The sequence below is a fragment of the Terracoccus sp. 273MFTsu3.1 genome, from assembly GCF_000383675.1.
Taxonomy (GTDB): Bacteria; Actinomycetota; Actinomycetes; order Actinomycetales; family Dermatophilaceae; genus Terrabacter.
This window is the reverse complement of the sequence record NZ_KB911820.1, coordinates 1,104,245-1,129,462: the sequence shown is the minus strand read 5'-3', so window position 1 is coordinate 1,129,462 and position 25,218 is coordinate 1,104,245. Positions and strand designations below refer to the sequence as shown.

The window sequence follows — 25,218 nt, the reverse complement described above, 5'->3', positions numbered from 1 at the left end:
AGATCCTGCAGTTCTGGATCGGCAACGAACTGCTCCGCACCGTGCGACGCGAGAGCACCGGATCCGTCCGCAACAAGCGACCCCTGGGAGGTGCCCTGACCAAGACCAGAGCAGAATGAACACCAACAACGAGTGTCAAGGATCAACCGACACACAACCGTCAACCATCAACCGAACCCGTACAGGCCCACGAGCGTGACGCCACGGCATACGTCAGGCGTGCGCCTGCTGTGTGCCGTCAGCCCCGACAGGAAGTCACGACCGTGAACGACGCGTTCGTCTACGACGCCGTCCGCACCCCGTTCGGCCGCTTCGGGGGCGCCCTCGCCGCGAGCCGGCCCGACGACCTCGGGGCGCTCGTCGTGCGCGCGGTCGTCGACCGGTCCCCCGGCCTCACCGCCGACGCGGGGCTCGTCGAGGAGGTCGTCTTCGGCAACGCCAACGGCGCCGGCGAGGAGAACCGCAACGTCGCGCGCATGGCGACCCTGCTCGCGGGTCTGCCGACGAGCATCCCGGGCACGACGGTCAACCGCCTCTGCGGTTCGAGCCTCGACGCGGCGAACATCGCATCTCGGCAGATCGAGACGGGTGACGCCGACGTCGTGCTAGTCGGCGGCGTCGAGTCCATGACGCGAGCCCCGTGGGTCATGCCGAAGACCGAGAAGCCCTATCCCGTGGGCAATCTCGAGCTCTCGTCGACGACGCTCGGCTGGCGTCTCGTCAACCCGAGGATGCCGTCGCAGTGGACGGTGTCGCTCGGTGAGGCCACCGAGCAGCTGCGTGAGCGGCACGGCGTGACCCGTGAGCGCCAGGACGAGTTCGCCGCTCGGTCGCACCGACTCGCGGACGCAGCGTGGACCGAGGGCTTCTACGACGATCTCGTCGTGCCGGTCCCCGGTGTCGAGCTCGCCCGCGACGAGTCGATCCGCGCGGACACGACGGCCGAGCGCCTCGCCGGCCTGCGCACCTCGTTCCGCCGGGAGGACGGCACCGTCACCGCCGGCAACGCGTCACCGCTCAACGACGGCGCCTCCGCGGTGCTGCTCGGGAGCGCCGGCGCGCAGGAGCGCCTCGGGCTCGCCCCGATCGCTCGCATCGCCGGTCGCGGCGCCAGCGCGCTCGACCCGCAGTACTTCGGCTTCGCGCCGGTCGAGGCCGCCGAGCGTGCCCTCTCCCGTGCGGGCATCACGTGGTCCGACGTGTCGGCGGTCGAGCTCAACGAGGCCTTCGCCGCGCAGTCGCTCGCCTGCGTCGACGCGTGGGACATCGACCCCGACATCGTCAACCGGCACGGCGGGGCCATCGCCATCGGCCACCCCCTCGGTGCCTCGGGCGGCCGCATCCTCGGCACGCTCGCGCGCGACCTGCAGCGCTCCGGAGGTCGGTGGGGCGTCGCGTGCATCTGCATCGGCGTCGGTCAGGGACTCGCCGTCGTCCTCGAGAACGTCACCGCCTGAGCCCTCGCCCGCCCGAGCCTCCGGCGCGGCCCAGCCACGCGGCATACGCTCGGCGGCGCCACCCGCCTCCACGCGAGTGCGGCCGCGCACCAGGAGTGCGCGCCCAACTCCCGGGTGCGGGTCGCATCGCGCACCCCTGCGGGGAACGCCCACCCCTGCAGGGAACGCGCACACGCGCGCAGACCGCGCACGGTCGCCCGGCGCGCCGGGCGCGGCTCACGGCAGGGACGCACCACCGCACATGACGATGGTCTGACCGGTCACCATCGCGCCGGTCGGCTCGAGCAGGAAGCGGGTCAGGGCGGCGACCTCCGACGGCTCGACGAGCCTGCCGAGGGGCGGCACGACGGGTGGCACCGACGCGCGGTTGGGATCGTCGAGCATCGCCGTCCGTGTCGGTCCGGGCGCGACGACGTTGACGGTGATCCGTCGTGGGGCCAGCTCCGCCGCCCACGCGCGGGCCATCGCGGCGAGCGCGGCCTTCGTCGCGGCGTACTGGCTCTTGCCGGGCACCCCCGTCATGGTGCGGCTGCCGACGAGGACGACGCGGCCCCCGTCGGAGAGCACGCCGGCGAGGCCGCCCACGACGAGCTCGGCGCCGCGCACGTGCACGGCCCACATCCGCTCACCCTGCTCCGGCCGCAGGTTGCCGACGCCGGCTGAGTACTGCACACCGGCGGCGTGGACGATGGCGTCCACGCCGCCGGTGGCGGTCCCGCGCACCGCGCGCACGGCCTCGTCGGTCGAGATCACGTCGGCCAGGTCGCACGGCACCCACGTGGCGGCGTCCGACAGCGCACCGCGCGAGCGGCTGAGCCCGAGGACGTGCCACCCGGCACCGACGAGGTCGTGGGCGATGGCGAGACCGATGCCCGAGCTGGTCCCCGTGACGACCGCGGTGCGTGTCGTGCGCTCGTCAGGTGGGGTGGGGGCCGGCTCGGGCCGCGTCGGCGCTGTCACCGGGATGGGCTCCGGCGGAGGCGGTCGACGACGTCGGCGGTCAGGTGCACGTGCTTGATGGCGCGCCGGTGGTAGGTGTAGGCGACGTGCAGGTCGCCGTCCGGGCCGGGCAGCACCGAGGGGTAGGACAGCTCGCGGTTGAGCCCGTCGCGTGAGTTGTTCGACATGCAGTAGCCGTCGCCGGTCTCGAGGTCCACCTGCACGGGCCAGCTGCGCCCGTCGTCGGGACTCAGGCCCAGCGTCATGGGCGCCCGCGGCGCACCCCAGAACGCCGTCCGTCGACCCGCAGCCTCGGCCGACTCGGGCGACGGTTCCGCGACGACCGGACCCTCGAGACCGTCGACGACGCCATCGTCGTCGATCTCGTCGTAGAGGGACACGCGGCGTTCGGTGGCGTCGAGCGCGGAGCTCCGGTTGAAGACGAGGGCGACCTCGCCGTCCCCCGTGGTGACAGCCTGGATCGAGGAGTTGTTGTTGGGCAGCGCGGTCGGGGTCGGCTCGGCCCACGTCAGGCCGTCGTCGGTCGACGTCGTCTCCCAGACGTGGTCGGCCCAGCGGCTCCGGAAGCAGGCCCAGAGCGAATTGTCCTGTCGCACTATGACGTTCATGTGCACGCAGCCGAGCGAGCCCGGCACCGGCGCCTCGGTCCAGGAGTCGCCGCCGTCGTCGCTCCACCACACGCTCGACGTGTCCTCGTTGCCGACCCACTTCTCGCCGGGGACGGTGACGCAGTTGAAGACAGGCAGCAGGATGCGGCCGCCGGCGGTCACGACGGGCGGCTGGCGCACGAAGACCCCACCGGCCTCGGTCGCCGGAAGCAGCACCGTCGGCTCCTCCCACGTGTCCCCGCCGTCGCGCGACACGCGGCGGCGTACCTCCGACGTGTCCTGGTTGCCGGCGAGCTGGGCCGTGTAGAGCAGCCAGACGTCACCGTCGGGGGCGGTGAAGAGGACCGGGTTCTGCTCCGACCGCGTCGGGTCGTCGCTCAGCGGCACCGGGGGGAGCCACGTGTCCGCGCCGGACGGCATACGACTCAGGTAGGCGGTGATGTCGCTGACGCCCTCCTGGGTGCCGCCGAACCACACGCACGCGAGATCGCCGTTCGGCAGCCATGCGAGGTTGGCCGCGTGGCACTGCACCGTCGGGGTGGGGAGGTATGCCGTGTGGCCGCCCCCGTCGCGCGGGCGCAGCACGCCGTCGGTCGGGAGCACCTCGGCGGACGCCCCGGCGACGCTCACGACTCGCCCCGCGCCGCCTTGAGGTGGGCCGTCGCGGCCTGCTCGAGGTGGATGAGGTCGGAGCTGACGGTGGCGAGGGTGAAGCCCTGACCGAGGCGCTTGGCGGCGACCTCACCGCTCGGCGTGTGGAAGCCTGCGGCGATGCCGGCATCCTTGGCAGCGTTGAGGATCCGGTCGACCGCTGACTCGAAGACGTCGTCGACAGCGGGGTCGGTCGAGGTCGCGCCGCCGACGGCGAGGCGCAGGTCGGAGGGGCCGATGTAGAGCCCGTCGATCCCCGGCGTCGCGGCGATGGCCTCGACGTTCTCGAGGCCCTGGGGCGTCTCGATCATCGCGAGCACCACGGTTGCCGCGTTGGCGTCTGCCGGGTTGGGGCCGATCCGCAGCTGCGAGCGCATCGGGCCGTAGGAGCGGACACCCTCCGGGCCGTACTTCGCGAACGACACGGCGCGAGCGGCGTCCTCGGCGTTGTTGACGAGCGGCACGATGACGCCGGCGGCGCCGGCGTCCAGAGCCTGGCCGATGAGGAACGGGTCGTTCGCGCCGACGCGCACCATCCCGACGGACTCGCCGCCGGCGTCGATGGCCTGCATGCCCGACAGGATGCCCTTGTAGTCGAGCAGGCCGTGCTGGGCGTCGAAGCAGACGTAGTCGTAGCCGAGCCGAGCGAGCCGCTCGGTCGACACCGGCGAGTCGATGATGACCCAGTAGCCGAGGATCGTCTCTCGCGCCCGGACTCGCCGGGCGTAGTCGAGCACCCGCTCACGGCTGCGCTCCATGGCCGTGCCTCCGCCGCTCATCGGTTGTACCCCGGCATGGACCCGGCGATCGCCAGGCCTGCCTCGTCGCACGCGGCGACGACGTCGTCGGGGAGCGGACCGGCTTGTGCAGCAGTGATGTTGGCCTCCAACTGGTGTGGTTTGGATCCCCCGAGCAGCACCGACGACACGACCGGCTTGCTCAGCAGCCAGCGCAGCGACAGCTCGGGGAGGGTGATGCCGGCCTCGGACGCGATGGCGCCGAGGGCCTCGATGACCGCGAACGTCTCGGCGTTCCAGTAGCGGTCCTTGTACATCGACGCGAGCGCCGACGAGCCGAAACGCCCTTCACCCGGCGACTCGGTGAAGGAGTGGCGCCCCGTGAGCAGGCCGCCGCCGAGCGGGTTGTAGACGATGGTCGCGAGCCCCTTCGTGGTGGCGAACTCGGAGTACTCCGCCTCGATGCGCCGCGCCACGAGGTTGTAGAGCTGCTGCGCGAGGATCGGCCGGGGCGTGCCGAGCGCATCGCACGCCGCGAAGACGTCGCCGATCTGCCAGGCCGAGAAGTTCGAGACGCCGATGGCGCGGACCGTGCCCTCCTTGACGAACTCCCCGAGGGCAGCGACGGTCTCGTCGATCGGGACCGAACGATCGGGCTGGTGGAGGTAGTAGACGTCGACGTGGTCGGTCTGCAGCCGGCGAAGGCTCGCCTCGAGCGAGGAGCGCAGACCGGCGGCCGACAGGAGCGGGGCGTCGCCTGCGTCAGCGGGGTAGATGCCGGCCTTGGTGGCGATCGTCGCGGCGTCACGCCGCCCGGCGAGGATCTCGGCGAGCATCTCCTCGCTGCGCCCGGCGGCATACCCGTTGGCGGTGTCGATCGAGGTGATGCCCGCGTCGAGCGCGGTGTCGACCATGGTGCGTGCAGTGTCGACGTCGACGGTGTCGCCGAACGTCATCGTCCCGAGGACGAGCCGCGAGAGCGGTCGCTCGAGACCCGGCAGGTCGGTGGTCGGGAGAGCTGCGGTGGTCATGAGGCCTTCTCGGTCTCGGCCGTTCGGGAGGCGGCGATGTGGCGGATGAGGTGACGCGGCTTGATGCCGGTCATGAGGCCCGGCTCGAGCGCGGAGCGGCGCAGGCGCTGGGTGTACTCCTCCTGCGGGCGCGAGAGGAGGTCGTCGGTGCGCCCGCTCTCGACGATCCGGCCGGCGCGCATGACGACCGTGTCCTGCGAGATGGCGCGGACGACGCCGAGGTTGTGCGAGATGAAGAGATAGGTGAGGCCCGTCTCGGCCTGGATGTCGGCGAGCAGCTCGAGGACCTGCGCCTGGACGGAGACGTCGAGCGCACTCGTCGCCTCGTCGCACACGAGCAGCTCCGGACCGGACGCGAGCGCCCGGGCGATGCCGATGCGCTGGCGCTGCCCGCCGGAGAACTCCGGGGGCTTGCGCTCGAGGGCCGTGCGCGGCAGCCCGACCCGCTCGATGAGCGCGGCCGCCTTGTCGCGCTGGGCCTTGCGTGACTTCTCCCCGCGCACCCTGATCGGCTCCGCGACGATCTCCTGGGCGGTCAGGTGCGGGTCGAGCGAACCGTACGGGTCCTGGAAGACCATCTGGACGCGGTGGCGGATCGGGCGCAGCTGCTTCTCGGAGAGTCGGGCGAGGTCGGTGCCGTCGAGGTCGATGACACCGGCGGTCGGCGTCAGCAGCCGGACGAGCGCCTTGGCGATCGTCGACTTGCCGCAGCCGGACTCCCCCACGATGGCGAGGGTGCCGCCGCGCGGGACGCTGAACGACACGTCGTCGACGGCGCGGAAGACGTCCTTGCCGGTGCCGTACTCGACGACGAGGTTGCTGACGGTGAGCAGGTCCTCAGCCATGGCTGGCCTCCTTCACGAGCGGCTCGCTGGCGCCCGGGTCAACCCAGGGGCCGAGCTCGGGGATCGCTCCGAGCAGCTTCTGGGTGTAGGGGTGCTGGGGGTGGTCGACGACGTCGGTGACCGGGCCGCCCTCGACGAAGGCGCCCGCCTTCATGACGTGGACACGGTCGCTCATGAGCCTCGCCACGCCGAGGTCGTGCGTGATGAGCAGCAGCGCGATGCCCGTCTGCTCCTGCAGCTCGAGGAGCAGGTCGAGGATGCCTGCCTGCACCGTGACGTCGAGCGCGCTCGTCGGCTCATCGGCGACGATGAGGTCGGCGTCGGTCGAGACCGCCATCGCGATGAGGACGCGCTGGAGCATGCCGCCCGAGAGCTGGTGCGGGTAGGCGTCGAACTGCTTGGCGGGGTTGCGGATGTGCACCTGCTCCATGAGCGACAGGGCCCGCGCCTTCGCCTCGGCCCGGCCGAGGTCGGGATACTTGATGCGGACGGCCTCGGTCATCTGCCGACCGATGGTGCGGATCGGGTTGAGGGCCGTCATGGGGTCCTGCGGGATGAGCGCCACGGCCCGGCCGCGGAGCTTGTCGATGACCTTCCGGCTGCCTGTGACGTCCTGGCCACCGATGCGGGCCTCCCCCGAGATGACCGCGAGGTCGTCGGGCAGCAGGCGCAGGATCGCCATCGCCGTGGTCGACTTGCCCGATCCGGACTCGCCGATGATCGTCACCGTCTCGCCCTGGTCGATGTGGAAGCTGACGCCGTCGACGGCGCGCACGACGCTCGTCCCGGTCAGCAGCTCGACCTGCAGGTCCGTGACCTCGAGGACTCTCATGTCTGGTCTCCCTTCGCGCGTCGCACCCGGTCGCGCAGGCCGTCGCCCACGAGGTTGACGCCGACGACGAGGAGCGCGATGGCCACGCCGGGCACGGTGACGAGCCAGGGCTTGCCCGTGACGAAGAGCTCGCGTCCGTCGGAGATGATGCCGCCCCACGTGGGGTAGGGCCGCTGGACGCCCGCCCCGAGGAACGACAGCGCGCTCTCGAGGAGGACGGCCTGGGCGAGCAGCAGGAGCACGACGACGAGCACCTGCTGGAGGATGTTGGGGACGACGTGCCGGCTGAGGATCGACAGCTTGGGCAGTCCGAGCACCCGTGCGGCCGCGACGTACGGCTTCTCCCGCTCGACGAGCACGAGCGCGCGGGTGATGCGCGCCGGCTCGGGCCACTGGGCGAAGGCGATGACGAGCGTGATGACGGGGATCGACGGGCCGAAGAGCGCGACGACGAGGAGCAGCATGAGCAGCAGCGGCAGTGCCATCTGCGCCTCGAGCAGTCGCGAGATGATCGTGTCGACCCAGCCGCCGAAGTAGCCGGCAGCGGCTCCGGCGACGATGCCGAAGAGGCCCGAGACGAAGATCGCGAGGAAGCCGATCACGAGGGACGTCTGGCCGCCGTGGAGGATGCGCGACAGCAGGTCGCGGCCGTTGGGGTCGGTGCCGAGCAGGTGACCCGCGCTGAACGGTGGCAGCGACGACTCGCTGAGCCGGCCGACGATCGGGTCGGGCAGCGGGAGGACGTTGGCCAGGACCACGGGGATGACGACGACGCCGGCGCAGACCGCCCCGACCCAGATCTTCACGGTGCTGTAGCGGGCCCGGCGTGCCGCCGCCGACCGGCGCAGCAGCACCTTCGTCACGGCGGAGTCGCGGCCGAGGATGGAGCCGGGGACCTCGGCGAGGTTCGGCACCTGCGGGTGGCCGGGCAGGTTCGTCGAGGTGGTCATGAGCTGGCCTCTCCGAGTCGGACCCGCGGGTCCATGAGCGGGTAGAGCAGGTCCACGAGCAGCTGCACGGCGAGTGCCAGCAGCACGGTGACGAGGACGGTCGCCTGGATGAGCGGGAAGTCGCGCTGCTTGAGCGCGTTGACGACGAGCTCGCCGACGCCCGGCCAGTTGAAGACGACCTCCACGATGACGACGCCGTTGAGCATCGCCGCGAAGCGGGTGCCCAGCGCGGTCACGACCGGCAGGGCGGCGTTGGCGAAGGCGTATCGCCAGGTCAGCGCCCGCTCGGAGACGCCGCGGGACCGGGCGACGGTGAGGTAGGGCGACGCGAGGTTGACGACCATCTCCCGGCGCACGAGCCGGGAGATGAGCGCGATCTGGAGGATCGCGATCGTGAGCGTCGGCAGGATGATCGAGGTGGCCGAGTCGAACCCCGACGGTGCGAACCAGTGGAGGTTCACCGCGAAGAGGATGAGCAGCACGAAGCCGATCCAGAAGTCCGGCATCGACTGACCGGCGATGGTGCCGATGTTGGCCCCCAGCTCGGGAGCCGTGTTGTTGCGGCGCGCCATCCACACCCCCAGCGGGATCGCGACGACCGACGTGACGACGATCGCCGCGACCGCGAGGGTGATCGTGTAGGGCAGGCGTTCCAGGACGACGTCGAGCGCGGGGCGCTTGAAGAAGAACGACGTGCCGACGTCACCCTGGAACAGGTGCTGCAGGAACGTCCAGAACTGCACGGGGATCGGCTGGTCGAGCCCGAACTGCTGGCGGATCGCCTCGAGCTGTTCCGAGCTGGGGTTCGGCGGCGCATAGTTGGCCGCGGGGTCGCCCGGGGCCATGCGGAGCAGGACGAACACGGTCGCCACGGCCAGGAAGGCCGTCAGGACCGTCTGGCCGACTCGTTTGAGGACGTACGTGAGCATGGGATCACCTTGGTCTGGTCGGCTGGGATCAGCCGGAGACGGTCACGGCGGCGAGGTCGTAGGAGTTCGTCGCCCGGAGGTTGAGGTTCTGGACGCGCTTGCGCTTGGCGAGGACGTTGTTGGGCGTCCAGGCCCACACGGCCGGCCACTGCGCCCAGATCTTCTCCTGGGCCTGCTTGAGCAGGTCGTTGCGCTTGGCCTCGTCGGACTCGGCGGCGGCCTGGTCGAGCAGCGCGGTGATCTCGGGGACGACGAAGCCGTGGTAGGTGTCGCGCGTCTTCTCCTTCTCCGCCGTGCCGCCGTACTGGCCCTGCAGGTTGGTCAGGGCGAGCCCGGTCTGGTTGCCGTAGCCGTTGGCGAGGATGTCCCAGTCACCGGCCTCGCCGCGACGCCAGGCGTTGATCTCGCCACCCTTGGGGATCATCTTCAGCTCGGCGGTGACACCGACGGCCGCGAACATCTGCGAGATGGCCTCGAGCACGCGCGAGGCACCGGCGAACTCGGAGTCCTCCCAGATGATCCGCACCTTGAGCCCGGAGGCGCCGTTGTCGGCGAGCATCTGCTTGGCCTTGGCGGGGTCGTAGGTGTAGTCGCCCGTCTTGGCGAAGCCCGCGAGGGTCGTCGGGACGACACCCTCGGCCGAGGTGACCTGGCCGTTCATGAGCGCCTTGATGAGCGACTCGTGGTCGACGGCGTAGGTGAGCGCCTCGCGCACCTTCGGGTTGGCGAGCGGGCTGCCTGCCGGCTTGCGGAAGTTGTAGAAGAGGTGGATCAGGCGCGTGCCCGGCGTCTCGATGACGTCGATGTCGGAGTTCGTCTTGAGCGACGTCGCGGACTCGGGCGTGATGGTGTCGATGACATCCGTCTGGCCGGAGGTGATGGCGATGACACGCGCACCCTCCTCCTCCTGGTAGCTGACGTTGACCGTCTCGAGCTTGGCCGGCGTGCCCCAGTAGTTGTCGTTGCGCACGAGGCGGTAGGTGCCCGTGCCGGAGTCGGCGCTCGCGATGGTGAACGGTCCGGTGCCGAGGCCGGTGCCGAGCTCCTCGGCCTTGTTGTCCTTGGCCGGGGTGATGAGGATGTTGGACATCAGCGAGTTGAGCGAGACGACCGGGCTCTTGGTCGTCAGGGTGAAGGTCGTGTCGTCGACCTTGGTGAAGGTGGGCTGCTCGGGGAACTGCGAGGCGACGTAGCCCGCCTTGACCTCGAAGTAGAGCTTGAGCGCGGTCTCGACGTCCTCGACCGTGACCTTCGACTTGTCGGAGTAGTGGATGTCGCTGCGCAGCTTGACCGTCCACTCGGTGGGCTTGGTCTGCTCGAACGACTCTGCCAGGACGAGCTCCGGGGTCAGCTTGTCGCCGATCTTCGTCAGGGCCTCGCGGACGGCACGCTGCACGGTGACGGCCGCGTCGTACTGGTTCAGCTTGTTGTCGAGGCTGACCAGGTTGCGGTTGAGCACGATGCTCAGTGTGCCCCCCGCAGCCCCTGCCCCGGCAGTGCTCGCGGTGGTGGCGGACTTGGGCCCGGCGCAGGCGGCGAGTGCGGGAGCGAAGAGCGCTCCGGCGCCGGCCAGCGAGGCGAGCTTGAGGATCGAGCGACGCGAGACCTCCCGCGTCGGCTGGTCAGACGTGGGAAGCAGAGCGGGCTGCTGGGGCATCGGGACTCCTCGTTGAGCGGTGGCCTCCCCGTCGGCGGCGCACGCTGCGCCCCTCGGGTTGAACCACCTTCGCACCATTGCGCGATTCGCGCAATACCTGTAGCGTTTTTTGTGAAGGGACGGTTGGTCGTATGCCGTCCAGTGCGCTCTCGGAGAGCACCGCGGCACCCTTCGCCCCCACCGGCAGGGTCGCCAATCTCCTTGTCGCACAGCCGTACACGCGCAACAAGTACCGTGAGGAGGAGACCGTGACTGCACTCGCCCTGGGCATCGTCGCCGACGACCTGAGCGGCGCCGCAGAGTGCGCAGCACACGCACTCGTGCGTGTTTCGCGCAGCACGGTTGTCCTCTCGACCTTGTCACCGGACATCGCGCGTGCAGCCGGCCACCGGCCCGACGCGAGCACCACGGGCGTCGGGGACGACCCCCGCGCCGTCCTCACCGTCGACACCGACTCGCGCCGTCTCCCCCACGCGGACGCCATGCGCGCGGTTCGCGCAGCCGCAGCCCTCGTCACGACCGCACCGGTCGTCGTCAAGAAGGTCGACTCGTTGCTCCGGGGTCACCTCGCCGCGGAGGTCGCCGCGCTCGCCGAGGAGCTGCAGCGCACCCCTGTCGTCGCCGTCGCCAATCCCGCGCTCGAGCGCGTCGTCGTCGACGGCGTGCTCCACGTCGGTGGCACGCCGCTCCACCACACCGACCTGTGGGCCGTCGAGCCGACCCCGGCTCCGGACCGGGTGGCGGCGGCGCTGCACCCGTTGGCCACGGTGCTCGTCCCGCACACGACCGTGCTGCGCGGCGTCGAGGCGGTCACCGCAGCCCTCGACGAGGCCGCCCGGACCGGGTTCGTCGCGGTCTGCGACGCCGTGACGGACGCCGACCTCGATGTCGTCCACGCCGCCGCCGTGGCCGCGAGCGCCGGGCAGGACGGCCGCACGCTCCTCGTCGGGTCGGGAGCGCTCGCCGACGCCGCCGTCCGAGCCCTCCCGCCGGACCAGGGCCGCGGACCTCGCCTGGCGGGCCAGGCTACTGACCACGCACCCGCTGAGGTCCGCGGCGCCGAGACGGAGGGTACGACGCCGTCCGCACCGTCCGCGCAGTCCGCCCGGTCGGTCGGGTCCGTCCGATCCGTGCTGATCGTGCTCGGCTCGCGCGCGCCGGGACTCCCGGCCCAGCTCGAGCGGCTCGCGACGGCGCGCTCCACGCACACGATCCTGCTGGAGCCCGACCGCCTCCGGCTCGACCCGGGGGCCGTATGCGCCCAGCTCGCCGAGCGCCCCCGTGAGGGTGTCGTCGTGGTGGCGCTCGACCCCACGGCCCCTGCCGACCCCAGCCGGTCGCGTGCCCTGACCGAGTCCCTCGCCGCCGCGGTCTCGCCCGTGCTCGACCGCTTCGACGCGGCGTTCCTCTCCGGCGGTGAGACCGCCCGCGCCGTCCTCGACCGCCTCGACGTGCACGACCTCGACGTCGTCGCCGAGGTCGAGACCGGCACCGTCGTGAGCCGCCGCCCGGGAGGGCGGCTCGTCGTCACGCGCCCGGGCAGCTTCGGCGACCCGACCTCGCTCGCCCGCGTCGTCGAGCACCTGCTGGGGCCCACCACCGCGCCGCCGCAGGCCTCGTCCCACCGCACCTCATCGACCACCACCGCACCCCGCGCCACCCCCGGCGCGACCACCGAGGAGAACTCATGAGCGTCGCCCTTCCCCGCATCGCCGTGACCATGGGAGACGGCGCCGGCATCGGCCCCGAGATCATCGTCAAGGCCCTGGCCGACCCGCACGTGGCCACGATGGCGCGCGTCGTCGTCGTCGGCGACGCCCTGCGTCTCAAGCAGGCCGCCGCCATCGCGGGCGTCCCCGTCGACATCGTCACCATCGACGACGTCGAGGAGGCGAGCGAGATCCCCGGCCGCATCAACGTCATCGACCTGGCGCTGCTGCCCGAGGACCTCCCCTTCGGGCAGCTGTCGGCCGTCGCCGGCGACGCCGCCTACCACTACATCCGCGTCGCCTCCGAGCTCGCGATGGCCGGCAAGGTCCAGGCCATCTGCACCGCCCCGCTCAACAAGGAGGCGCTGCACGCCGGCGGACACGTGTTCCCCGGCCACACCGAGCTGCTCGCCCACCTCACCGGCACCCCCGAGGTCTCGATGATGCTCTCGACCGAGAAGGTCAAGGTCATCCACGTGACCACCCACATCGGCCTCATCGATGCCGTCAACCGCATCGAGCCCGGTCTCGTCGAGCGGGTCATCCGCCGGGGCCACAAGGCCCTCGTCGACGCCGGCAACCCGACCCCGAAGATCGGCGTCTGCGGCATCAACCCGCACGCCGGCGAGAACGGCCTCTTCGGCTACGGCGAGGAGGCCGAGAAGATCGACCCCGCCGTGGAGGTCTGCCGCGCCGACGGCATCGACGTGCACGGCGCCCTGCCGGCCGACACGCTCTTCTTCCTCGCCGGTCGCGGCGACTACGACCTCGTCGTGGCGATGTACCACGACCAGGGCCACGGCCCGGTCAAGGTGCTCGGCCTCGAGGCGGGTGTCAACGTGACGATCGGTCTGCCCGTCATCCGCACGTCGGTCGACCACGGCACGGCCTTCGACATCGCCGGCACCGGCATCGCCGACCACCGCTCGATGATCGAGGCGCTGCGCCTCGGCGCGGAGATGGCGCCACGGCCCGTGGACGCCTAAGGTGCCCAGCGTGGCGAAGCACACCGCACAGACGCGTCGGGGCGAGATCGTCCGCCTCGCCACCACCAGTGGGCTCGCGAGCGTGGAGGAGCTCTCCGACCAGCTCGGCGTCACCGCGTCGACGATCCGGCGCGACCTCGCCAAGCTGACCGCGCAGGGCAAGCTGGCCCGCACCTACGGCGGGGTCATGAGCCTCGCCCACCACCCCGAGGCCTCGCTGCGCCAGCGTCTCGGCGAGGCGCACGCCGCCAAGCGCGACATCGCCCGCTGGGCCGCCGACCAGATCGAGCCAGGCGAGACGGTGCTCCTCGACGCCGGGTCGACGATGGGCGCGCTCGCCGATGCCATCACCAAGACGCCGGAGCTGACCGAGCTGACCGTCGTCACCGCCGGCATCAGCGCCATGGGCACCCTCGCCGACAGCGTCGGCATCGACGTCATCGCCCTGGGCGGCCGGCTGCGGCCGTTGAGCCAGGCCTTCGTCGGGCCGCTCGCCGAGGCCGCCGTCCAGCGCCTCAGCTTCGACCGGGCGTTCATGGGCGCCGACAGCGTCCACGCCGAGCGCGGCATCTGCGAGGCCGACCTCGAGCAGACCCGGCTCAAGGAGCTGATGATGGGCCGGGCCGAGCACACCTACGTCCTCGCGCACGCCGACAAGCTCGGCCAGTCGCCCTTCCACGCCTGGGCCGTCATGCCACGCACCTGGACCCTCGTCACCGACGAGTCCGCCGATCCCGTTGCGCTGCAAGCCTTCCGCGACAACGGCATCGAGGTCGTGCTCGCACCCAGGCGCGACTGACGAGACCACGTATGCCGCCGACTCGAGTGCGCGGCACACGCCCGCTGCCGTCGTGGCGGGCGGTCAGTCCTCGACGACCGTCGTCATGACCCAGTCACGCACCTCGGGCATGTCCTCGAGGTGCTCAACGATGTAGGCGTGGTGCCGGTCCAGCTGCACCTCGCACCAGGCCTTCACCTCGCTCGACCCGCGCACCTGCCGACCCGCGTTGTTGATGGCGTCCATGACGAGCGAGTAGCGGTCGACGCCGTTGCGCACGACCATGTCGAAGGGTGTCGTCGTCGTGCCCTCCTCGCTGAAGCCGCGGACGTGGAAGCGGTCGGCGTCAGGCCGTCCGTGGACGAGCTGGTGGATGGCGCCGTGGTAGCCGTGGAAGGCGAAGACGACGTCGACGTGGTCGGTGAAGAGCTCGCCGAAGCGCACGTCGTCCATGCCGTGCGGGTGGCTGCGCGCCCGCGGCAGGGTCATGAGGTCGACGACGTTGACGACGCGCACGCGCAGCTGCGGCAGCTTCTCCTTGAGGATCTGGGCCGCGGCGACGACCTCCATCGTCACGACGTCGCCCGCGCAGGCGAGCACGACGTCGGGGTCACGGTCGCCGTCGTCGGTCCCGGCCCAGTCCCAGATGCCTGCACCGGCCGCACAGTGCGCGACGGCCTCGTCCATCGTGAGCCACTGCGGCTGTGGCTGCTTGTCGATGACGACGAGGTTGACGTAGTTCTTCGACCGGAAGCAGTGATCGGCCACGGAGAGAAGGCAGTTCGCGTCCGGCGGGAGGTAGATCCGCGACACCTCGCCGCGCGCGTTGAGCACCGTCTGGATGAGACCGGGACCCTGGTGCGAGAAGCCGTTGTGGTCGTTGCGCCACGCCGTCGACGTCAGGAGGATGTTGAGGCTCGGCACCTTGGCCCGCCACTCGAGCTTGTTGGCCTCCTGCAGCCACTTGCTGTGCTGCACCGTCATCGACGCGCTCACCATCGCGAAGGCCTCGTACGTCGCGAAGAGCCCGTGCCGGCCGGTGAGCGTGTAGCCCTCGAGCCAGCCGTGGCACGAGTGCTCCGAGAGCACCTCCATGACCCGCCCGTCGTGCGAGAGCTTCTCGTCCTGCTCGAGCACCCGCTCGGCCGTCATCCGGTCGGACACGTCGAAGACGGCGCCGACCCGGTTGCTGTTCGTCTCGTCGGGGCTGAAGAGCCGGAACGTCGTCGGGTTGCGCACGTAGAGCTCGCGCATCAGCTCGCCGAGGGCTCGCGTCGACTCCTCCCGGACCGACGCCGGCGAGGGCACCTCCCGCGCGAAGTCGCGGAAGTCGGGGATGTCGAGCTCGGTGCTGAGGACGCCGCCGTTCGCGTGCGGCGAGGCGCTCATCCTCAGGTCGCCCTCCGGGTTCGCCTGCAGCACGATGTCGGTCGGGCTTCCCGACTCGTCGAAGAGCTCCTCCGGTCGGTACGAGCGCAGCCACGTCTCGAGGACCGCGAGGTGCTCCGGGTTGTCCTTGACCCCCGACAGGGGCACCTGGTGCGAGCGCCACGAGCCGGTGACGGGGATGTCGTCGACCTCCTCCGGGCCGGTCCAGCCCTTCGGGGTGCGCAGCACGATGAGCGGCCACCGCGGCCGCTCCCCCATCGTCCAGCCGTCCGCCCGTGCCTCCTGCTGGATGGCACGGATCCGGCTGTATGCCGTCGCCAGCGCCTCTGCGAAGCGCTCGTGCATGCCCGGGACGTCGTCACCCTCGACCTCGAGCACGTCGTAGCCGTGCCCCTCGAGGAGGCTGCGCACCTCGGCCGGGTCCTTGCGTCCGAGCACGGTCGGTCCGGCGATCTTGTAGCCGTTGAGGTGCAGGACCGGTAGCACCGCGCCGTCGCGCCGCGGGTTGAGGAACGAGATGCCCTTCCAGGATCCCTCGAGGGGCCCTGTCTCGGCCTCCCCGTCACCGACGACCGCCAGGGCCAGCAGGTCGGGGTTGTCCATGACGGCACCGAACGCGTGGACGAGGACGTAGCCGAGCTCGCCACCCTCGTGGATCGAGCCGGGCGTCGTCACGGAGACGTGGCTCGGGATGCCGCCCGGCGCCGAGAACTGGCGGAAGAGGCGACGCACGCCGTCCTCGTCGCACGTCACCTTCGGGTAGACCTGCGAGTAGGTGCCCTCGAGGTAGCCGGCCGCGACGAGCGCAGGACCACCGTGGCCGGGACCGGTGAGGTAGATCGTCTGCTGACCGGTGTGCCGGATGACCCGGGACATGTGGGTGTAGACGAAGGACAGCCCGGGGCTGGTGCCCCAGTGGCCGAGCAGTCGCGGCTTGATGTCCTCCGGCACGAGGGGCCGACGCAGCAGCGCGTTGTCCTTGAGGTAGATCTGACCGATCGTCAGGTAGTTGTCGGCCCGCCACCACGCGTCCATCGACGCGATCTCATCGGCGGTCGGGGCCGGCACGGCGGCAGTCGTCGGTGTCTGGGTCGTCGTCACGGCAGTGCCTCTCGAGGGTCGGCGATCGTGCGTCCCCACGAGCCTCACCGACGGGCGCCTTGCTGACAAGGGGTCGAAGGTCCCCGTCCCGCGGGACCGGGCGGCACGGCATACGCCCTCATCGACGCCACCGGACAGAGCAGTGGGCCGGCCCCCGTCGGGACCGACCCACCCCACTCCGGAAAGTCAGCGGTTGAAGGCGTCCTTGACGTCGTCGCCCGCGTCCTTGAGCTGCTCGCCCCGCTGCTTGAGGTCCGCCGAGGCCTGGTCACGCTCGCCCTCGGCCTCGAGTCGCTCGTTGTCGGTGACCTTTCCGGTGGCTTCCTTGGCCTTGCCCTTGAGGTCTTCACCCATGTTCTTGGCCTTGTCCGCGATACCCATGTCTGGGCTCCTTTCGCCGTCGATCGGATACCACTCCCCCTACCCGGTCGCCGTCGATCGCCACCAGATCCGGACCACGGACGTCCAGCGCTGGGTCGCGGGTCACAGGGCGTCGGCGCCTTTTGCGACACTGGGGTGGTGTCAGCGAACCCGAGTCCCGCGGCAGACCAGCCCGAAGCGTCCACGCCGTCCGACCGCGCGCCCCAGACCCGTGACCTGAGCCGGTTCGCCTACCTCTCCATCGCGGCCGCGATCGTCACCATCACGCTCAAGGTGATCGCCTGGCGCATCACCGGCTCGGTGGGACTGCTGTCCGACGCGGCCGAGTCGGTCGTCAACCTCGTCGCCGCCATCGCCGTGCTCATCGCGCTCAAGGTGGCTGCGATGCCCGCCGACAAGAACCACCACTTCGGCCACACCAAGGCCGAGTACTTCTCGGCGGCGGTCGAGGGGATGATGATCTTCGTCGCCGCCCTCGTCATCATGTACACCGCGGTCGAGCGCTTCCTGCACCCGCAGCCCATCGAGAACGTCGGCATCGGCCTCGCCATCTCGGTCGTCGCCTCGGCGGTCAACGGCGCCGTGGCCGTCGTGCTGCTGCGCGCCGGGCGCCGCTACCGCTCGCTGACGCTCACGGCCGACGGCAAGCACCTCATGACCGACGTCTGGACCTCCGCCGGGGTCGTCGTCGGCGTCGTGCTCGTCGCCCTCACGGGGATCGCTCGTCTCGACCCCGTCATCGCGTTCCTCGTCGGCATCAACATCGTCTGGACCGGCTGGAAGCTCATCCGCGAGTCCACCGAGGGCCTCATGGACATCTCGATGCCCAAGGCGGACAACAGCGCGATCGCCGAGATCCTCGCCCGGTTCGTCACGCGTGAGGTCCACTTCCACGCGTTGCGCACCCGCGTCTCGGGCCACCACCGCTTCGCCGAGGTGCACGTGCTCGTGCCCGGCGCATGGACGGTGCAGCAGGGACACGACCTCGTCGAGGAGGTCGAGGAGGCCGTCCACCGCGAGTTCGGCGAGATCGCCCTGACCTGTCACCTCGAGCCGTCCGAGGACCCCCGCGCCTACGGCGACTACGCGGCCGAGTTCCCCATCCCGACCCACGACGACATCGTCGCGTCCCACGGGGCGGCGACGCGAGGCGACGACCCGGCATGACCCGTGCGCACGTCGTCCTGCCCTCGCCCATCGGCGAGCTGACCGTCGTCGCCGAGGACGGCGCCATCACGCACCTGCTCATGGACGCCGCGAAGTACCGCCCGGACGACCCCGAGGTCCTCGGCGAGGTCGGTGACCCCGCCGACGAGCCGTTCGCGGCCGCGGCGGTCCAGCTCGCCGCGTACTTCACCGGCGCCCTGACCGAGTTCGACCTGCCGCTCGCGCCGCGCGGGGACGTCTTCCACCAGAAGGTGTGGGCGCTGCTCCGCGAGATCCCCTACGGAGAGACGCGCAGCTACGGTGACCTCGCCCGGGCGCTCGGCGACCGCAACCTCGCCCAGGCCGTCGGCACGGCCAACGGCCGCAACCCGATCGCCGTCGTCGTGCCGTGCCACCGCGTCATCGGCGCCGACGGCTCCCTCGTGGGGTATGCCGGCGGGCTGGGTCGCAAGCGCTTCCTCCTCGCGCTCGAGGAACCCCCCGCCGCCGACTCCGGCCGCCTCTTCTGACCCCGGTCGTCCGAGACGCACGGACGAAGCGCTCACTCGACGGGGACGAAGCGCTCACTCGACCGTCGAGTGAGCGCCCAACCTCACTCGAGTGAGCGCCCCGCCCCACTCGAGTGAGCGCCCAGCCCCACTCGAGTGGCCCGCTCGACCCGTCCGTCACACTGGGGACCTCACACTTCCGCGGGCCGGAGCGTCTACAGGGCATGAAGCGACCGTTCGAGCAGGCCGTCACCGAGCACGGGGCGGTGGTGCTGCGCGTCTGCCGCGCGGTGCTCGGCCCCATCGAGGCCGACGACGCGTGGTCCGAGACCTTCCTCTCGGCCCTGCGTGCCTGGCCCGACCTGCCCGACGACGCGAACGTCCGGGCGTGGCTCGTCACCATCGCGCACCGCAAGGCCGTCGACGTCGCCCGTGCGGGCGCCCGTCACGCGGTCCCGGTCGCGGCGGTGCCCGACGCAGCGGCCCCACGCGTCGACCAGCCGGAGGAGGCCCTGCCCGACAGGGACCTCTGGACGGCGGTCGCCGCACTCCCCGAGAAGCAGCGCCTCTGCGTGGCCTACCACCACGTCGCCGGGCTGCCCCACCCCGAGGTCGCCCGCATCGTCGGCGGCACGCCCGCGGCAGCACGCCGCGCGGCGGCCGACGGCATCGCGCGGCTCCGGACCACGTACGCCACCGACGGAAGGGTGAGCACCCATGTCTGACAATCCGATCCAGCTCCTGACGGAGCCCACGACCGGCGAGGCCGAGCGCCTCGCGGCCCTCCATGCACTCCTCGTCGACCGCGCCTCCGCAGAGGCTGCCGTCGACGTGACCTACCGCCGCCTCGACTCCCCCGTCGGCTCGCTCCTGCTCGCCGCGACCGACCTCGGGGTCGTACGCGTGGCCTTCGAGACCGAGGACCACGACCGGGTTCTCGAGTCGCTCGGGTCGTCGGTCGGCTCGCGGATCCTCCGCGGGGGTGACCGCCTCGACCCGCTGGCCCGCGAGCTCGACGACTACTTCGCCGGCCGTCGGCAGGGCTTCGACGTCCCGCTCGACCTGCGGCTGGCACGCGGCTTCCGGCTCACCGTGCTGCGACACCTGAGCGAGATCCCGTACGGCTCGACCGAGAGCTACGGCGAGGTCGCCGTGGCGTCCGGCAGCCCGCGGGCCGTGCGGGCCGTGGGCTCCGCCTGCGCGACGAACCCGCTGCCCATCGTCGTGCCGTGCCACCGGGTCGTCCGTTCGGACGGCTCGCTCGGTGGCTACCTCGGTGGCCTGCCGGCCAAGGAGCGCCTCCTCGCCCTCGAGCGAGCCGCCTGAGATGGGACGAGGCGCTCACTCGAGTGGGACCCAGCGCTCACTCGAGTGGGACCCAGCGCTCACTCGAGTGGGACTACGCGCTCACTCGAGTGGGACGGGGGCGGGTTCGGCGATCGCCGTCCTGCATCCGCCGGGCGGTGCCATGCTGAGGTCGTGACCGACCCGTCGAAGCCCGCGGTCGAGGAGGCCCTGGCCCCCGCCGCGATGGTCAAGATCGTCAACCCGGTGCTCCGATGGCTCCTGTCGTCGCCGCTGCACGGCATCGCGAGCAAGGGCCTGCTGGTGCTGCACGTGACCGGACGGCGTTCCGGCCGCGTCTACGACGTCCCCGTCGGCCGCCACGAGCTCGACGGGCAGCTCATGACCTACGGGGGCGGCGCGTGGCGCGCCAACCTGCGCGGCGGCGCCGACCTCGAGGTGACGATCGACGGCCGTCGCCGCCGCGCGCACGCCGTCCTCGAGGAGGATCCCGACCGTGTCGCGGAGATCTTCGACCGGCTCCTCGAGGAGCTCGGGCCCAGACGCGCCAACCGCGTGGCGCTCAAGGTCAACGTCGACCGGCCCCCGACCCTCGACGAAGTGCGCGCGGGCACGGCCGGCCGCGCCGTCGTGCTCATCACGCTCCTCGACTGACCGCTGCTCGCAACGGCTGGGGCGGGGCGCTCACCCGATGGGTGGGTGGCACGATCGGGACATGCACTCCGGAGACCCCTCGTGAGCTGGCCCGTGCGAGCGACGACGGTCGTCTACGAGAACCCGTGGATCCGGGTCCGGGAGGACGCCGTGACCCGGCCCGACGGTACCGACGGCATCTACGGGGTCATCGAGCTGCAACGCCCCGCCGTCTTCGTCGTCGCCCTCACCGACGCCGACGAGGTCGTCCTCGTCACGGTCGACCGGCACACCGTCGGCACCTCCGTCGAGGTCCCGGCCGGTGGCACCGACGGGGAGGACCCGCTCGTGGCCGCCCGGAGGGAACTCGCCGAGGAGACCGGTCTCGTCGCCCGGGACTGGCGACAGGTCGGCACGATGAACGCCCTCAACGGCGTGTGCCGCGCGCCCGAGGTCGTCTTCCTCGCGACCGGGCTCGAGCCGGCCCACGGCGCCCGTGACACCGCGGCCCGCGCCGAGGAGGGCATCCGCGAGGTCCGCCGCGTCCCGGTCCGCGAGGTCATCGGCCTCGTGCGCGACGGCGCCATCTCCGACGGCGAGACGATCGCCGCGCTCATGCTCGCGCTCGTCGCCCTCGGGCGCGTCTCCTGACCTCTCCTCGGAGCCCGCGACGCCCCGACGACCGAGCCACCCGGCATACGCCGTCGACAGCGGATCGAGACCCGAGTGCAACGGTTCGCCGTGCCCCTGTGTCTAGGGGGTGTACGACACTGACAGCCAGACGATCGGCACCACCGATGACGACCGGGACCGGCGGGAGCACATGAGACGGAGGGACGAGGCGGCGTTCCGCAGCTTCGTGGAGGAGCGGCAGACGATGCTGCGCCGACGCGCCTACCTGCTCTGCGGCAACTGGGCCGATGGCGACGAGCTCGTCCAGGAGGCCCTGGCGCGGGTCTACGTCGCCTGGCCCCGCATCGCCACGGGCGCCGAGACCGCCTACACGAGACGCACGATGATGAACCTCTACCTCAACGACCAGCGCAAACGGCGCCGCGAGGTCCTCACGGACGAGGCCCCCGAGCCGGCGACGACCGACCACGACCGCGAGCTCGCGATGACCCTCACCGACCTGCTGCGCGACCTCCCGGAGAAGCAGCGGGCCGTCCTCGTCCTCCGCTTCTGGGAGGACCTCACGGTGCCCCAGATCGCCGAGTGCACGGGCGTGGCCGAGGGCACCATCAAGAGCCAGATCTCGCGCGGGCTCGCCGCCCTGCGTGACCGGCTCGCCGAACCACCACTGACCGGGGCGGGAGCGTTTCCATGAGCGACGACACCACGAGCGGAGCCGGCGCCGCGCCGGAGGAGGGCGAGCTGCAGCTGCGAAAGGCGCTGTCCACGATGAACGACCTCGAACCACCCCGCGACGACCTCTTCGCCCAGCGCGCCCTGATGCGTGGGCGGGCCCGCACCTCACGCCGGCGCTCCACGCTGCTCGGCGCCGCCGCCGCGCTCGTCGTCGTGGGTGCCGTCGGCGCCTCCTGGGCGGCCGGCAACCACGGCGCGTCGTCGAGCACCGCGAGCGCCGGCTCGGCCCCCGAGGTCATGAAGGACGCGAGCGGGAGCGCCGGGGCCGACAACGGCGCCCGCGGACCCTCGACCCCCCTGAGCGGCAGCCTGGGCCCGACGGCCGTCGACCTCGTCCCGTCGGCGCCGCCCGCTCGCGACACCGCGCGTTGGTTCGGCGCCCTCTCGACCCCGCAGACGAACGCCTTCACCGCCGTCGAGCCCACCGTGGCCGCACGCTGGCCCGACGTCTTCTCGGGGGCGTATGCCGCCGACCCCGCAGGCGCCCACGTGACCGTCGTCGTCACCCGGCACGACCCCGACCTCGAGGCCTTCGTGGCCGCGGCGATGCCGTCACCGACCGATGTGGAGTTCGTCGTCATGAAGCACACCCTCGCCGAGAAGGAGAAGGTCGCCAAGGAGATCGTCGACCAGCGAATGCTCTGGCGCTCCAAGGGGATCGAGATCATCGCCGTCACCCAGGACGCTCGCGCGGACCAGGTGCTCGTCATGGCCGACGAGGGCTCCTCGCCCGGTCTCATCGCACAGCAGTACGGCGACATCGTCCGGGTCGTCCCTTCGACCCCGACGCCCCCGGGCAAGTTCCCCGACGGGAGCACGCTGCCGCCCCTGCAGCAGTAGCGAGGTGCGGCGTCGGCCACCGCGGTTAGGCTGCTCGACATGGAGCAGCCGACCCCTCCGCAGGCACCGATCAGCCCGCTCGACGCGCTGCGACGCATCTGCTTCCTCCTCGAGCGCGGTCGCGAGAGCAGCTACCGCGTCGACGCGTTCCGCAAGACCATCGAGGCGATCACGCTCGTCGGCGACGACGAGCTGAAGGAGCGCGTCGAGGCCGGAACTCTCAAGCAGATCAAGGGAATCGGCGACTCCAGCGCAGCGATCATCGGCCAGGCGGTGCGTGGAGTCCTGCCGGACTACCTCGTCTCCGCCGAGGCGAAGCACGGCGCACCGCTGACGACCGGGGGCGCCGAGCTCTACGCCGCGCTCCGCGGGGACCTCCACGCGCACTCCAACTGGAGCGACGGCGGCAGCCCGATCGAGGAGATGGTGCTCGCCGCCGTCGAGCTCGGACAGGAGTGGATGGCGCTGACCGACCACTCGCCGCGCCTCACCGTGGCCAACGGGCTGAGCCGGGCCCGCCTCACCGACCAGCTGAAACGTGTCGACGCCATCAACGCGAGCCTCGGCGAGGCGTTCACGCTCCTCCGGGGCATCGAGGTCGACATCCACCTCGACGGCACGCTCGACCAGGACGACGACATGCTCGACCAGCTCGACGTCGTCACCGCCTCGATCCACTCCAAGCTGCGGCAGCCCTCGTTCGAGATGACGCCCCGCATGGTGGCCGCCGTGCGCAACCCGCACACCAACGTCCTCGCCCACTGCACCGGCCAGCTCGTGACGGGCAACCGCGGCAAGCGTCCGCCGTCGCAGTTCGACGCCGAGAAGGTCTTCCGCGCGTGCCTCGAGCACGACGTGGCCGTCGAGATCAACTCGCGTCCCGAGCGGTGCGACCCGCCCGACGAGCTCATCGAGCTGGCACGCGACCTCGGCTGCCTCTTCACCATCGACTCCGACGCGCACGCCCCGGGGCAGCTCGACATGAAGTCGCTCGGCTGCGAACGCGCCGAGCGGCTCGGCATCCCGGCCGAGCGCATCGTCACGACGTGGCCCGTCGACGAGGTCCGGGCGTGGGCCAAGGGCTGATCCGAGAGGCCGTCCCGGCGGTGATCCGGCCGGCCCCGGACAGGGGTTCGGAGCCGATTTGGACGGTGCCAGAATCTCCCATATAGTTTCGACGTCCCAACGGATAGGTCGGGCAGGTCCCCATCGTCTAGCGGCCTAGGACTCCGCCCTTTCACGGCGGCAGCACGGGTTCGAATCCCGTTGGGGATACGCAGTACAGTTCGACACGCACCACCCAGTAAGGCCCCGTAGCGCAGTTGGTTAGCGCGCCGCCCTGTCACGGCGGAGGTCGCCGGTTCGAGCCCGGTCGGGGTCGCAAGACACCAGAAGCGCCGCTCTCCTCGGAGAGCGGCGCTTCTCGCATGTCCGGCCTCATAGGGTGGGCGGGTGCGCATCGCGGTGCTCGACGACTACCAGGGCGTGGCCCTGTCCAGCGCCGACTGGTCGCGGGTCACCGACCACCCGACCTCGCCGTGCACCGTCGACGTCTTCCGCGACCACGTCGCCGACGCCGCCGCCCTCACCGAACGGCTCGCGCCCTACGACGCCGTCGTCGTCATGCGCGAGCGCACCCCGCTCCCGGCCGCCGTGCTCGCCTCGCTCCCGCGACTCCGGCTCGTCGTGACGACCGGCCGCCGCAACCCGAGCATCGACGTCGCCGCGGCCACCGCCGCCGGCATCACCGTCTGCGGCACCGAGAGCCTCGCCACCGCCCCCGCCGAGCTGACCTGGGCACTCGTCCTCGGGCTCGCCCGGCAGCTCGTCCCCGAGGCCACGGCCGTGCGCGAGGGCGGCTGGCAGACGACGGTCGGCCGCGACCTCGCCGGGCACACGCTCGGCCTGCTCGGGCTCGGCCGCATCGGCACGCAGGTCGCCTCGGTGGGCCGCGCCTTCGGCATGGACGTCGTCGCCTGGAGCCGGAGCCTCACCCCGGAACGCGCCGCGCAGGCGGGGGTCCGGGCGGCCTCCCTCGATGACGTCCTGTCCGGTTCCGACGTGGTCTCGATCCATCTCGTCCTCGCCGAGGGGACCCGCGGACTCGTCGGCGGGCGCGAGCTGGCGCTCATGCGCCCGGACGCACTGCTCGTCAACACCTCCCGTGGCCCGATCGTCGACGAGCGAGCCCTGCTCGCGGCCCTCCGTCGCGGTCACCTCGGGGGCGTCGGCCTCGACGTCTTCGACGAGGAGCCGCTCCCCGTCGACCACCCGCTGCGCACCGCGCCGCGCACGCTCCTGACGCCCCACCTCGGCTACGTGACGCGTGACGTCTACGCGACGTTCTGGGCCGGCGTCGTCGAGGACGTGACGGCATACCTCGACGGCGCCCCGATCCGAACGCTCTGACCGCCCG

At 71.5% G+C, this 25,218-nt stretch carries 25 protein-coding genes and 2 tRNA genes; 16 read left to right on the top strand and 11 right to left on the bottom strand.

Translation table 11 applies throughout. From position 1 onward, the window contains the following. Window positions 1-263 precede the first annotated feature (263 nt). Complete coding sequence (locus tag H283_RS0105605; RefSeq protein ID WP_020142536.1) at window positions 264-1,457, top strand: thiolase family protein; 1,194 nt, start codon at window positions 264-266, stop codon at window positions 1,455-1,457. A gap of 216 nt (window positions 1,458-1,673) precedes the next feature. On the opposite strand, the gene H283_RS0105600 is transcribed toward H283_RS0105605, so the two are convergent. Genes H283_RS0105600 through H283_RS0105560 form a run of 9 tightly spaced genes read right to left on the bottom strand, consistent with a single transcriptional unit; the run spans window position 1,674 to window position 10,657 of the window. Beyond that, complete coding sequence (locus H283_RS0105600; RefSeq protein ID WP_020142535.1) at window positions 1,674-2,417, bottom strand: SDR family NAD(P)-dependent oxidoreductase; 744 nt, start codon at window positions 2,415-2,417, stop codon at window positions 1,674-1,676. Further along, the gene (locus H283_RS0105595; RefSeq protein ID WP_020142534.1) at window positions 2,414-3,655 is read right to left on the bottom strand and encodes an exo-alpha-sialidase; all 1,242 of its coding nucleotides are present in this window, start codon (window positions 3,653-3,655) and stop codon (window positions 2,414-2,416) included. Before H283_RS0105595 ends, H283_RS0105600 begins: the two co-directional genes overlap by 4 nt. After that, window positions 3,652-4,455, bottom strand: a complete 804-nt coding sequence (locus tag H283_RS0105590; RefSeq protein WP_231372220.1) for an HpcH/HpaI aldolase/citrate lyase family protein — start codon at window positions 4,453-4,455, stop codon at window positions 3,652-3,654. Before H283_RS0105590 ends, H283_RS0105595 begins: the two co-directional genes overlap by 4 nt. Continuing rightward, the gene (locus tag H283_RS0105585; protein WP_020142532.1) at window positions 4,452-5,444 is read right to left on the bottom strand and encodes an aldo/keto reductase; all 993 of its coding nucleotides are present in this window, start codon (window positions 5,442-5,444) and stop codon (window positions 4,452-4,454) included. The genes H283_RS0105590 and H283_RS0105585 overlap by 4 nt, the downstream gene beginning before the upstream one ends. Next, window positions 5,441-6,289 carry an ATP-binding cassette domain-containing protein gene (locus H283_RS24150; protein WP_020142531.1) on the bottom strand — a complete coding sequence of 283 codons (849 nt, stop codon included), beginning with the start codon at window positions 6,287-6,289 and terminating at the stop codon, window positions 5,441-5,443. The genes H283_RS0105585 and H283_RS24150 overlap by 4 nt, the downstream gene beginning before the upstream one ends. Further along, the gene (locus tag H283_RS24145; RefSeq protein ID WP_020142530.1) at window positions 6,282-7,121 is read right to left on the bottom strand and encodes an ABC transporter ATP-binding protein; all 840 of its coding nucleotides are present in this window, start codon (window positions 7,119-7,121) and stop codon (window positions 6,282-6,284) included. Before H283_RS24145 ends, H283_RS24150 begins: the two co-directional genes overlap by 8 nt. Next, window positions 7,118-8,071 carry an ABC transporter permease gene (locus H283_RS0105570; protein ID WP_020142529.1) on the bottom strand — a complete coding sequence of 318 codons (954 nt, stop codon included), beginning with the start codon at window positions 8,069-8,071 and terminating at the stop codon, window positions 7,118-7,120. Before H283_RS0105570 ends, H283_RS24145 begins: the two co-directional genes overlap by 4 nt. Further along, on the bottom strand, window positions 8,068-9,000 hold the full coding sequence (locus H283_RS0105565; protein WP_020142528.1) for an ABC transporter permease: 933 nt from the start codon (window positions 8,998-9,000) through the stop codon (window positions 8,068-8,070). Before H283_RS0105565 ends, H283_RS0105570 begins: the two co-directional genes overlap by 4 nt. A 28-nt stretch (window positions 9,001-9,028) precedes the next feature. Then, window positions 9,029-10,657, bottom strand: a complete 1,629-nt coding sequence (locus H283_RS0105560; RefSeq protein ID WP_020142527.1) for an ABC transporter substrate-binding protein — start codon at window positions 10,655-10,657, stop codon at window positions 9,029-9,031. A 248-nt stretch (window positions 10,658-10,905) separates the two neighbouring features. Between H283_RS0105560 and H283_RS28355 the strand changes: the two genes are divergently transcribed. Genes H283_RS28355 through H283_RS0105545 form a run of 3 tightly spaced genes read left to right on the top strand, consistent with a single transcriptional unit; the run spans window position 10,906 to window position 14,151 of the window. Next, window positions 10,906-12,348: a four-carbon acid sugar kinase family protein gene (locus H283_RS28355; protein WP_231372219.1), complete on the top strand. Its 1,443-nt coding sequence runs from the start codon at window positions 10,906-10,908 to the stop codon at window positions 12,346-12,348. Further along, on the top strand, window positions 12,345-13,352 hold the full coding sequence (pdxA, locus tag H283_RS28350) for a 4-hydroxythreonine-4-phosphate dehydrogenase PdxA (RefSeq protein WP_028785345.1): 1,008 nt from the start codon (window positions 12,345-12,347) through the stop codon (window positions 13,350-13,352). The genes H283_RS28355 and pdxA overlap by 4 nt, the downstream gene beginning before the upstream one ends. Before the next feature lie 10 nt (window positions 13,353-13,362). After that, a complete protein-coding gene (locus tag H283_RS0105545) occupies window positions 13,363-14,151 on the top strand; it encodes a DeoR/GlpR family DNA-binding transcription regulator (RefSeq protein ID WP_020142526.1) in 789 nt (262 codons plus the stop codon). A 63-nt stretch (window positions 14,152-14,214) separates the two neighbouring features. On the opposite strand, the gene H283_RS0105540 is transcribed toward H283_RS0105545, so the two are convergent. Both H283_RS0105540 and H283_RS0105535 read right to left on the bottom strand, forming a co-directional pair. Then, a complete protein-coding gene (locus H283_RS0105540; RefSeq protein ID WP_020142525.1) occupies window positions 14,215-16,620 on the bottom strand; it encodes a phosphoketolase in 2,406 nt (801 codons plus the stop codon). A gap of 186 nt (window positions 16,621-16,806) precedes the next feature. Then, window positions 16,807-17,001 carry a CsbD family protein gene (locus tag H283_RS0105535; RefSeq protein ID WP_020142524.1) on the bottom strand — a complete coding sequence of 65 codons (195 nt, stop codon included), beginning with the start codon at window positions 16,999-17,001 and terminating at the stop codon, window positions 16,807-16,809. A gap of 135 nt (window positions 17,002-17,136) precedes the next feature. On the opposite strand from H283_RS0105535, the gene H283_RS0105530 reads away from it, so the two are divergent. The 12 genes from H283_RS0105530 (at window position 17,137) to H283_RS0105475 (ending at window position 25,211) form a co-directional block, all read left to right on the top strand. Beyond that, the gene (locus H283_RS0105530; RefSeq protein WP_020142523.1) at window positions 17,137-18,168 is read left to right on the top strand and encodes a cation diffusion facilitator family transporter; all 1,032 of its coding nucleotides are present in this window, start codon (window positions 17,137-17,139) and stop codon (window positions 18,166-18,168) included. After that, entirely contained in the window at window positions 18,165-18,677 is a 513-nt protein-coding gene (locus H283_RS0105525) for a methylated-DNA--[protein]-cysteine S-methyltransferase (RefSeq protein WP_020142522.1), read from the top strand. Before H283_RS0105530 ends, H283_RS0105525 begins: the two co-directional genes overlap by 4 nt. 203 nt (window positions 18,678-18,880) lie before the next feature. Next, the gene (locus H283_RS0105520; protein ID WP_020142521.1) at window positions 18,881-19,381 is read left to right on the top strand and encodes an RNA polymerase sigma factor; all 501 of its coding nucleotides are present in this window, start codon (window positions 18,881-18,883) and stop codon (window positions 19,379-19,381) included. After that, the gene (locus H283_RS0105515) at window positions 19,374-19,982 is read left to right on the top strand and encodes a methylated-DNA--[protein]-cysteine S-methyltransferase (RefSeq protein ID WP_020142520.1); all 609 of its coding nucleotides are present in this window, start codon (window positions 19,374-19,376) and stop codon (window positions 19,980-19,982) included. The genes H283_RS0105520 and H283_RS0105515 overlap by 8 nt, the downstream gene beginning before the upstream one ends. 153 nt (window positions 19,983-20,135) lie before the next feature. Continuing rightward, a complete protein-coding gene (locus H283_RS0105510; RefSeq protein ID WP_020142519.1) occupies window positions 20,136-20,615 on the top strand; it encodes a nitroreductase/quinone reductase family protein in 480 nt (159 codons plus the stop codon). Between the two features lie 81 nt (window positions 20,616-20,696). Continuing rightward, window positions 20,697-21,245 carry an NUDIX domain-containing protein gene (locus H283_RS0105505; RefSeq protein WP_020142518.1) on the top strand — a complete coding sequence of 183 codons (549 nt, stop codon included), beginning with the start codon at window positions 20,697-20,699 and terminating at the stop codon, window positions 21,243-21,245. Between the two features lie 172 nt (window positions 21,246-21,417). After that, window positions 21,418-21,921 carry a SigE family RNA polymerase sigma factor gene (locus tag H283_RS0105500; RefSeq protein WP_028785343.1) on the top strand — a complete coding sequence of 168 codons (504 nt, stop codon included), beginning with the start codon at window positions 21,418-21,420 and terminating at the stop codon, window positions 21,919-21,921. After that, window positions 21,918-22,802: a hypothetical protein gene (locus H283_RS0105495; RefSeq protein WP_020142516.1), complete on the top strand. Its 885-nt coding sequence runs from the start codon at window positions 21,918-21,920 to the stop codon at window positions 22,800-22,802. Before H283_RS0105500 ends, H283_RS0105495 begins: the two co-directional genes overlap by 4 nt. A 39-nt stretch (window positions 22,803-22,841) precedes the next feature. Beyond that, window positions 22,842-23,888: a PHP domain-containing protein gene (locus tag H283_RS0105490; protein ID WP_020142515.1), complete on the top strand. Its 1,047-nt coding sequence runs from the start codon at window positions 22,842-22,844 to the stop codon at window positions 23,886-23,888. Between the two features lie 116 nt (window positions 23,889-24,004). Continuing rightward, window positions 24,005-24,077 (top strand) — tRNA-Glu (locus H283_RS0105485). A 32-nt stretch (window positions 24,078-24,109) separates the two neighbouring features. Further along, a tRNA-Asp gene (locus H283_RS0105480) sits at window positions 24,110-24,183 on the top strand. Window positions 24,184-24,254: 71 nt separating this feature from the next. Continuing rightward, on the top strand, window positions 24,255-25,211 hold the full coding sequence (locus H283_RS0105475; protein ID WP_020142514.1) for a D-2-hydroxyacid dehydrogenase family protein: 957 nt from the start codon (window positions 24,255-24,257) through the stop codon (window positions 25,209-25,211). The last annotated feature ends 7 nt before the right edge of the window (window positions 25,212-25,218 follow it).

Coding starts and splice junctions, on each gene's coding strand:
- H283_RS0105590 (WP_231372220.1), bottom strand. CDS start 4,455: ATGAGCGGCGGAGGCACGGCCATGGAGCGCAGCCGTGAGCGGGTGCTC.
- H283_RS0105490 (WP_020142515.1), top strand. CDS start 22,842: ATGGAGCAGCCGACCCCTCCGCAGGCACCGATCAGCCCGCTCGACGCG.
- H283_RS0105570 (WP_020142529.1), bottom strand. CDS start 8,071: ATGACCACCTCGACGAACCTGCCCGGCCACCCGCAGGTGCCGAACCTC.
- H283_RS0105520 (WP_020142521.1), top strand. CDS start 18,881: ATGAAGCGACCGTTCGAGCAGGCCGTCACCGAGCACGGGGCGGTGGTG.
- H283_RS0105535 (WP_020142524.1), bottom strand. CDS start 17,001: ATGGGTATCGCGGACAAGGCCAAGAACATGGGTGAAGACCTCAAGGGC.
- pdxA (WP_028785345.1), top strand. CDS start 12,345: ATGAGCGTCGCCCTTCCCCGCATCGCCGTGACCATGGGAGACGGCGCC.
- H283_RS0105585 (WP_020142532.1), bottom strand. CDS start 5,444: ATGACCACCGCAGCTCTCCCGACCACCGACCTGCCGGGTCTCGAGCGA.
- H283_RS0105560 (WP_020142527.1), bottom strand. CDS start 10,657: ATGCCCCAGCAGCCCGCTCTGCTTCCCACGTCTGACCAGCCGACGCGG.
- H283_RS0105525 (WP_020142522.1), top strand. CDS start 18,165: ATGACCCGTGCGCACGTCGTCCTGCCCTCGCCCATCGGCGAGCTGACC.
- H283_RS0105500 (WP_028785343.1), top strand. CDS start 21,418: ATGAGACGGAGGGACGAGGCGGCGTTCCGCAGCTTCGTGGAGGAGCGG.
- H283_RS24150 (WP_020142531.1), bottom strand. CDS start 6,289: ATGGCTGAGGACCTGCTCACCGTCAGCAACCTCGTCGTCGAGTACGGC.
- H283_RS0105515 (WP_020142520.1), top strand. CDS start 19,374: ATGTCTGACAATCCGATCCAGCTCCTGACGGAGCCCACGACCGGCGAG.
- H283_RS0105495 (WP_020142516.1), top strand. CDS start 21,918: ATGAGCGACGACACCACGAGCGGAGCCGGCGCCGCGCCGGAGGAGGGC.
- H283_RS24145 (WP_020142530.1), bottom strand. CDS start 7,121: ATGAGAGTCCTCGAGGTCACGGACCTGCAGGTCGAGCTGCTGACCGGG.
- H283_RS0105565 (WP_020142528.1), bottom strand. CDS start 9,000: ATGCTCACGTACGTCCTCAAACGAGTCGGCCAGACGGTCCTGACGGCC.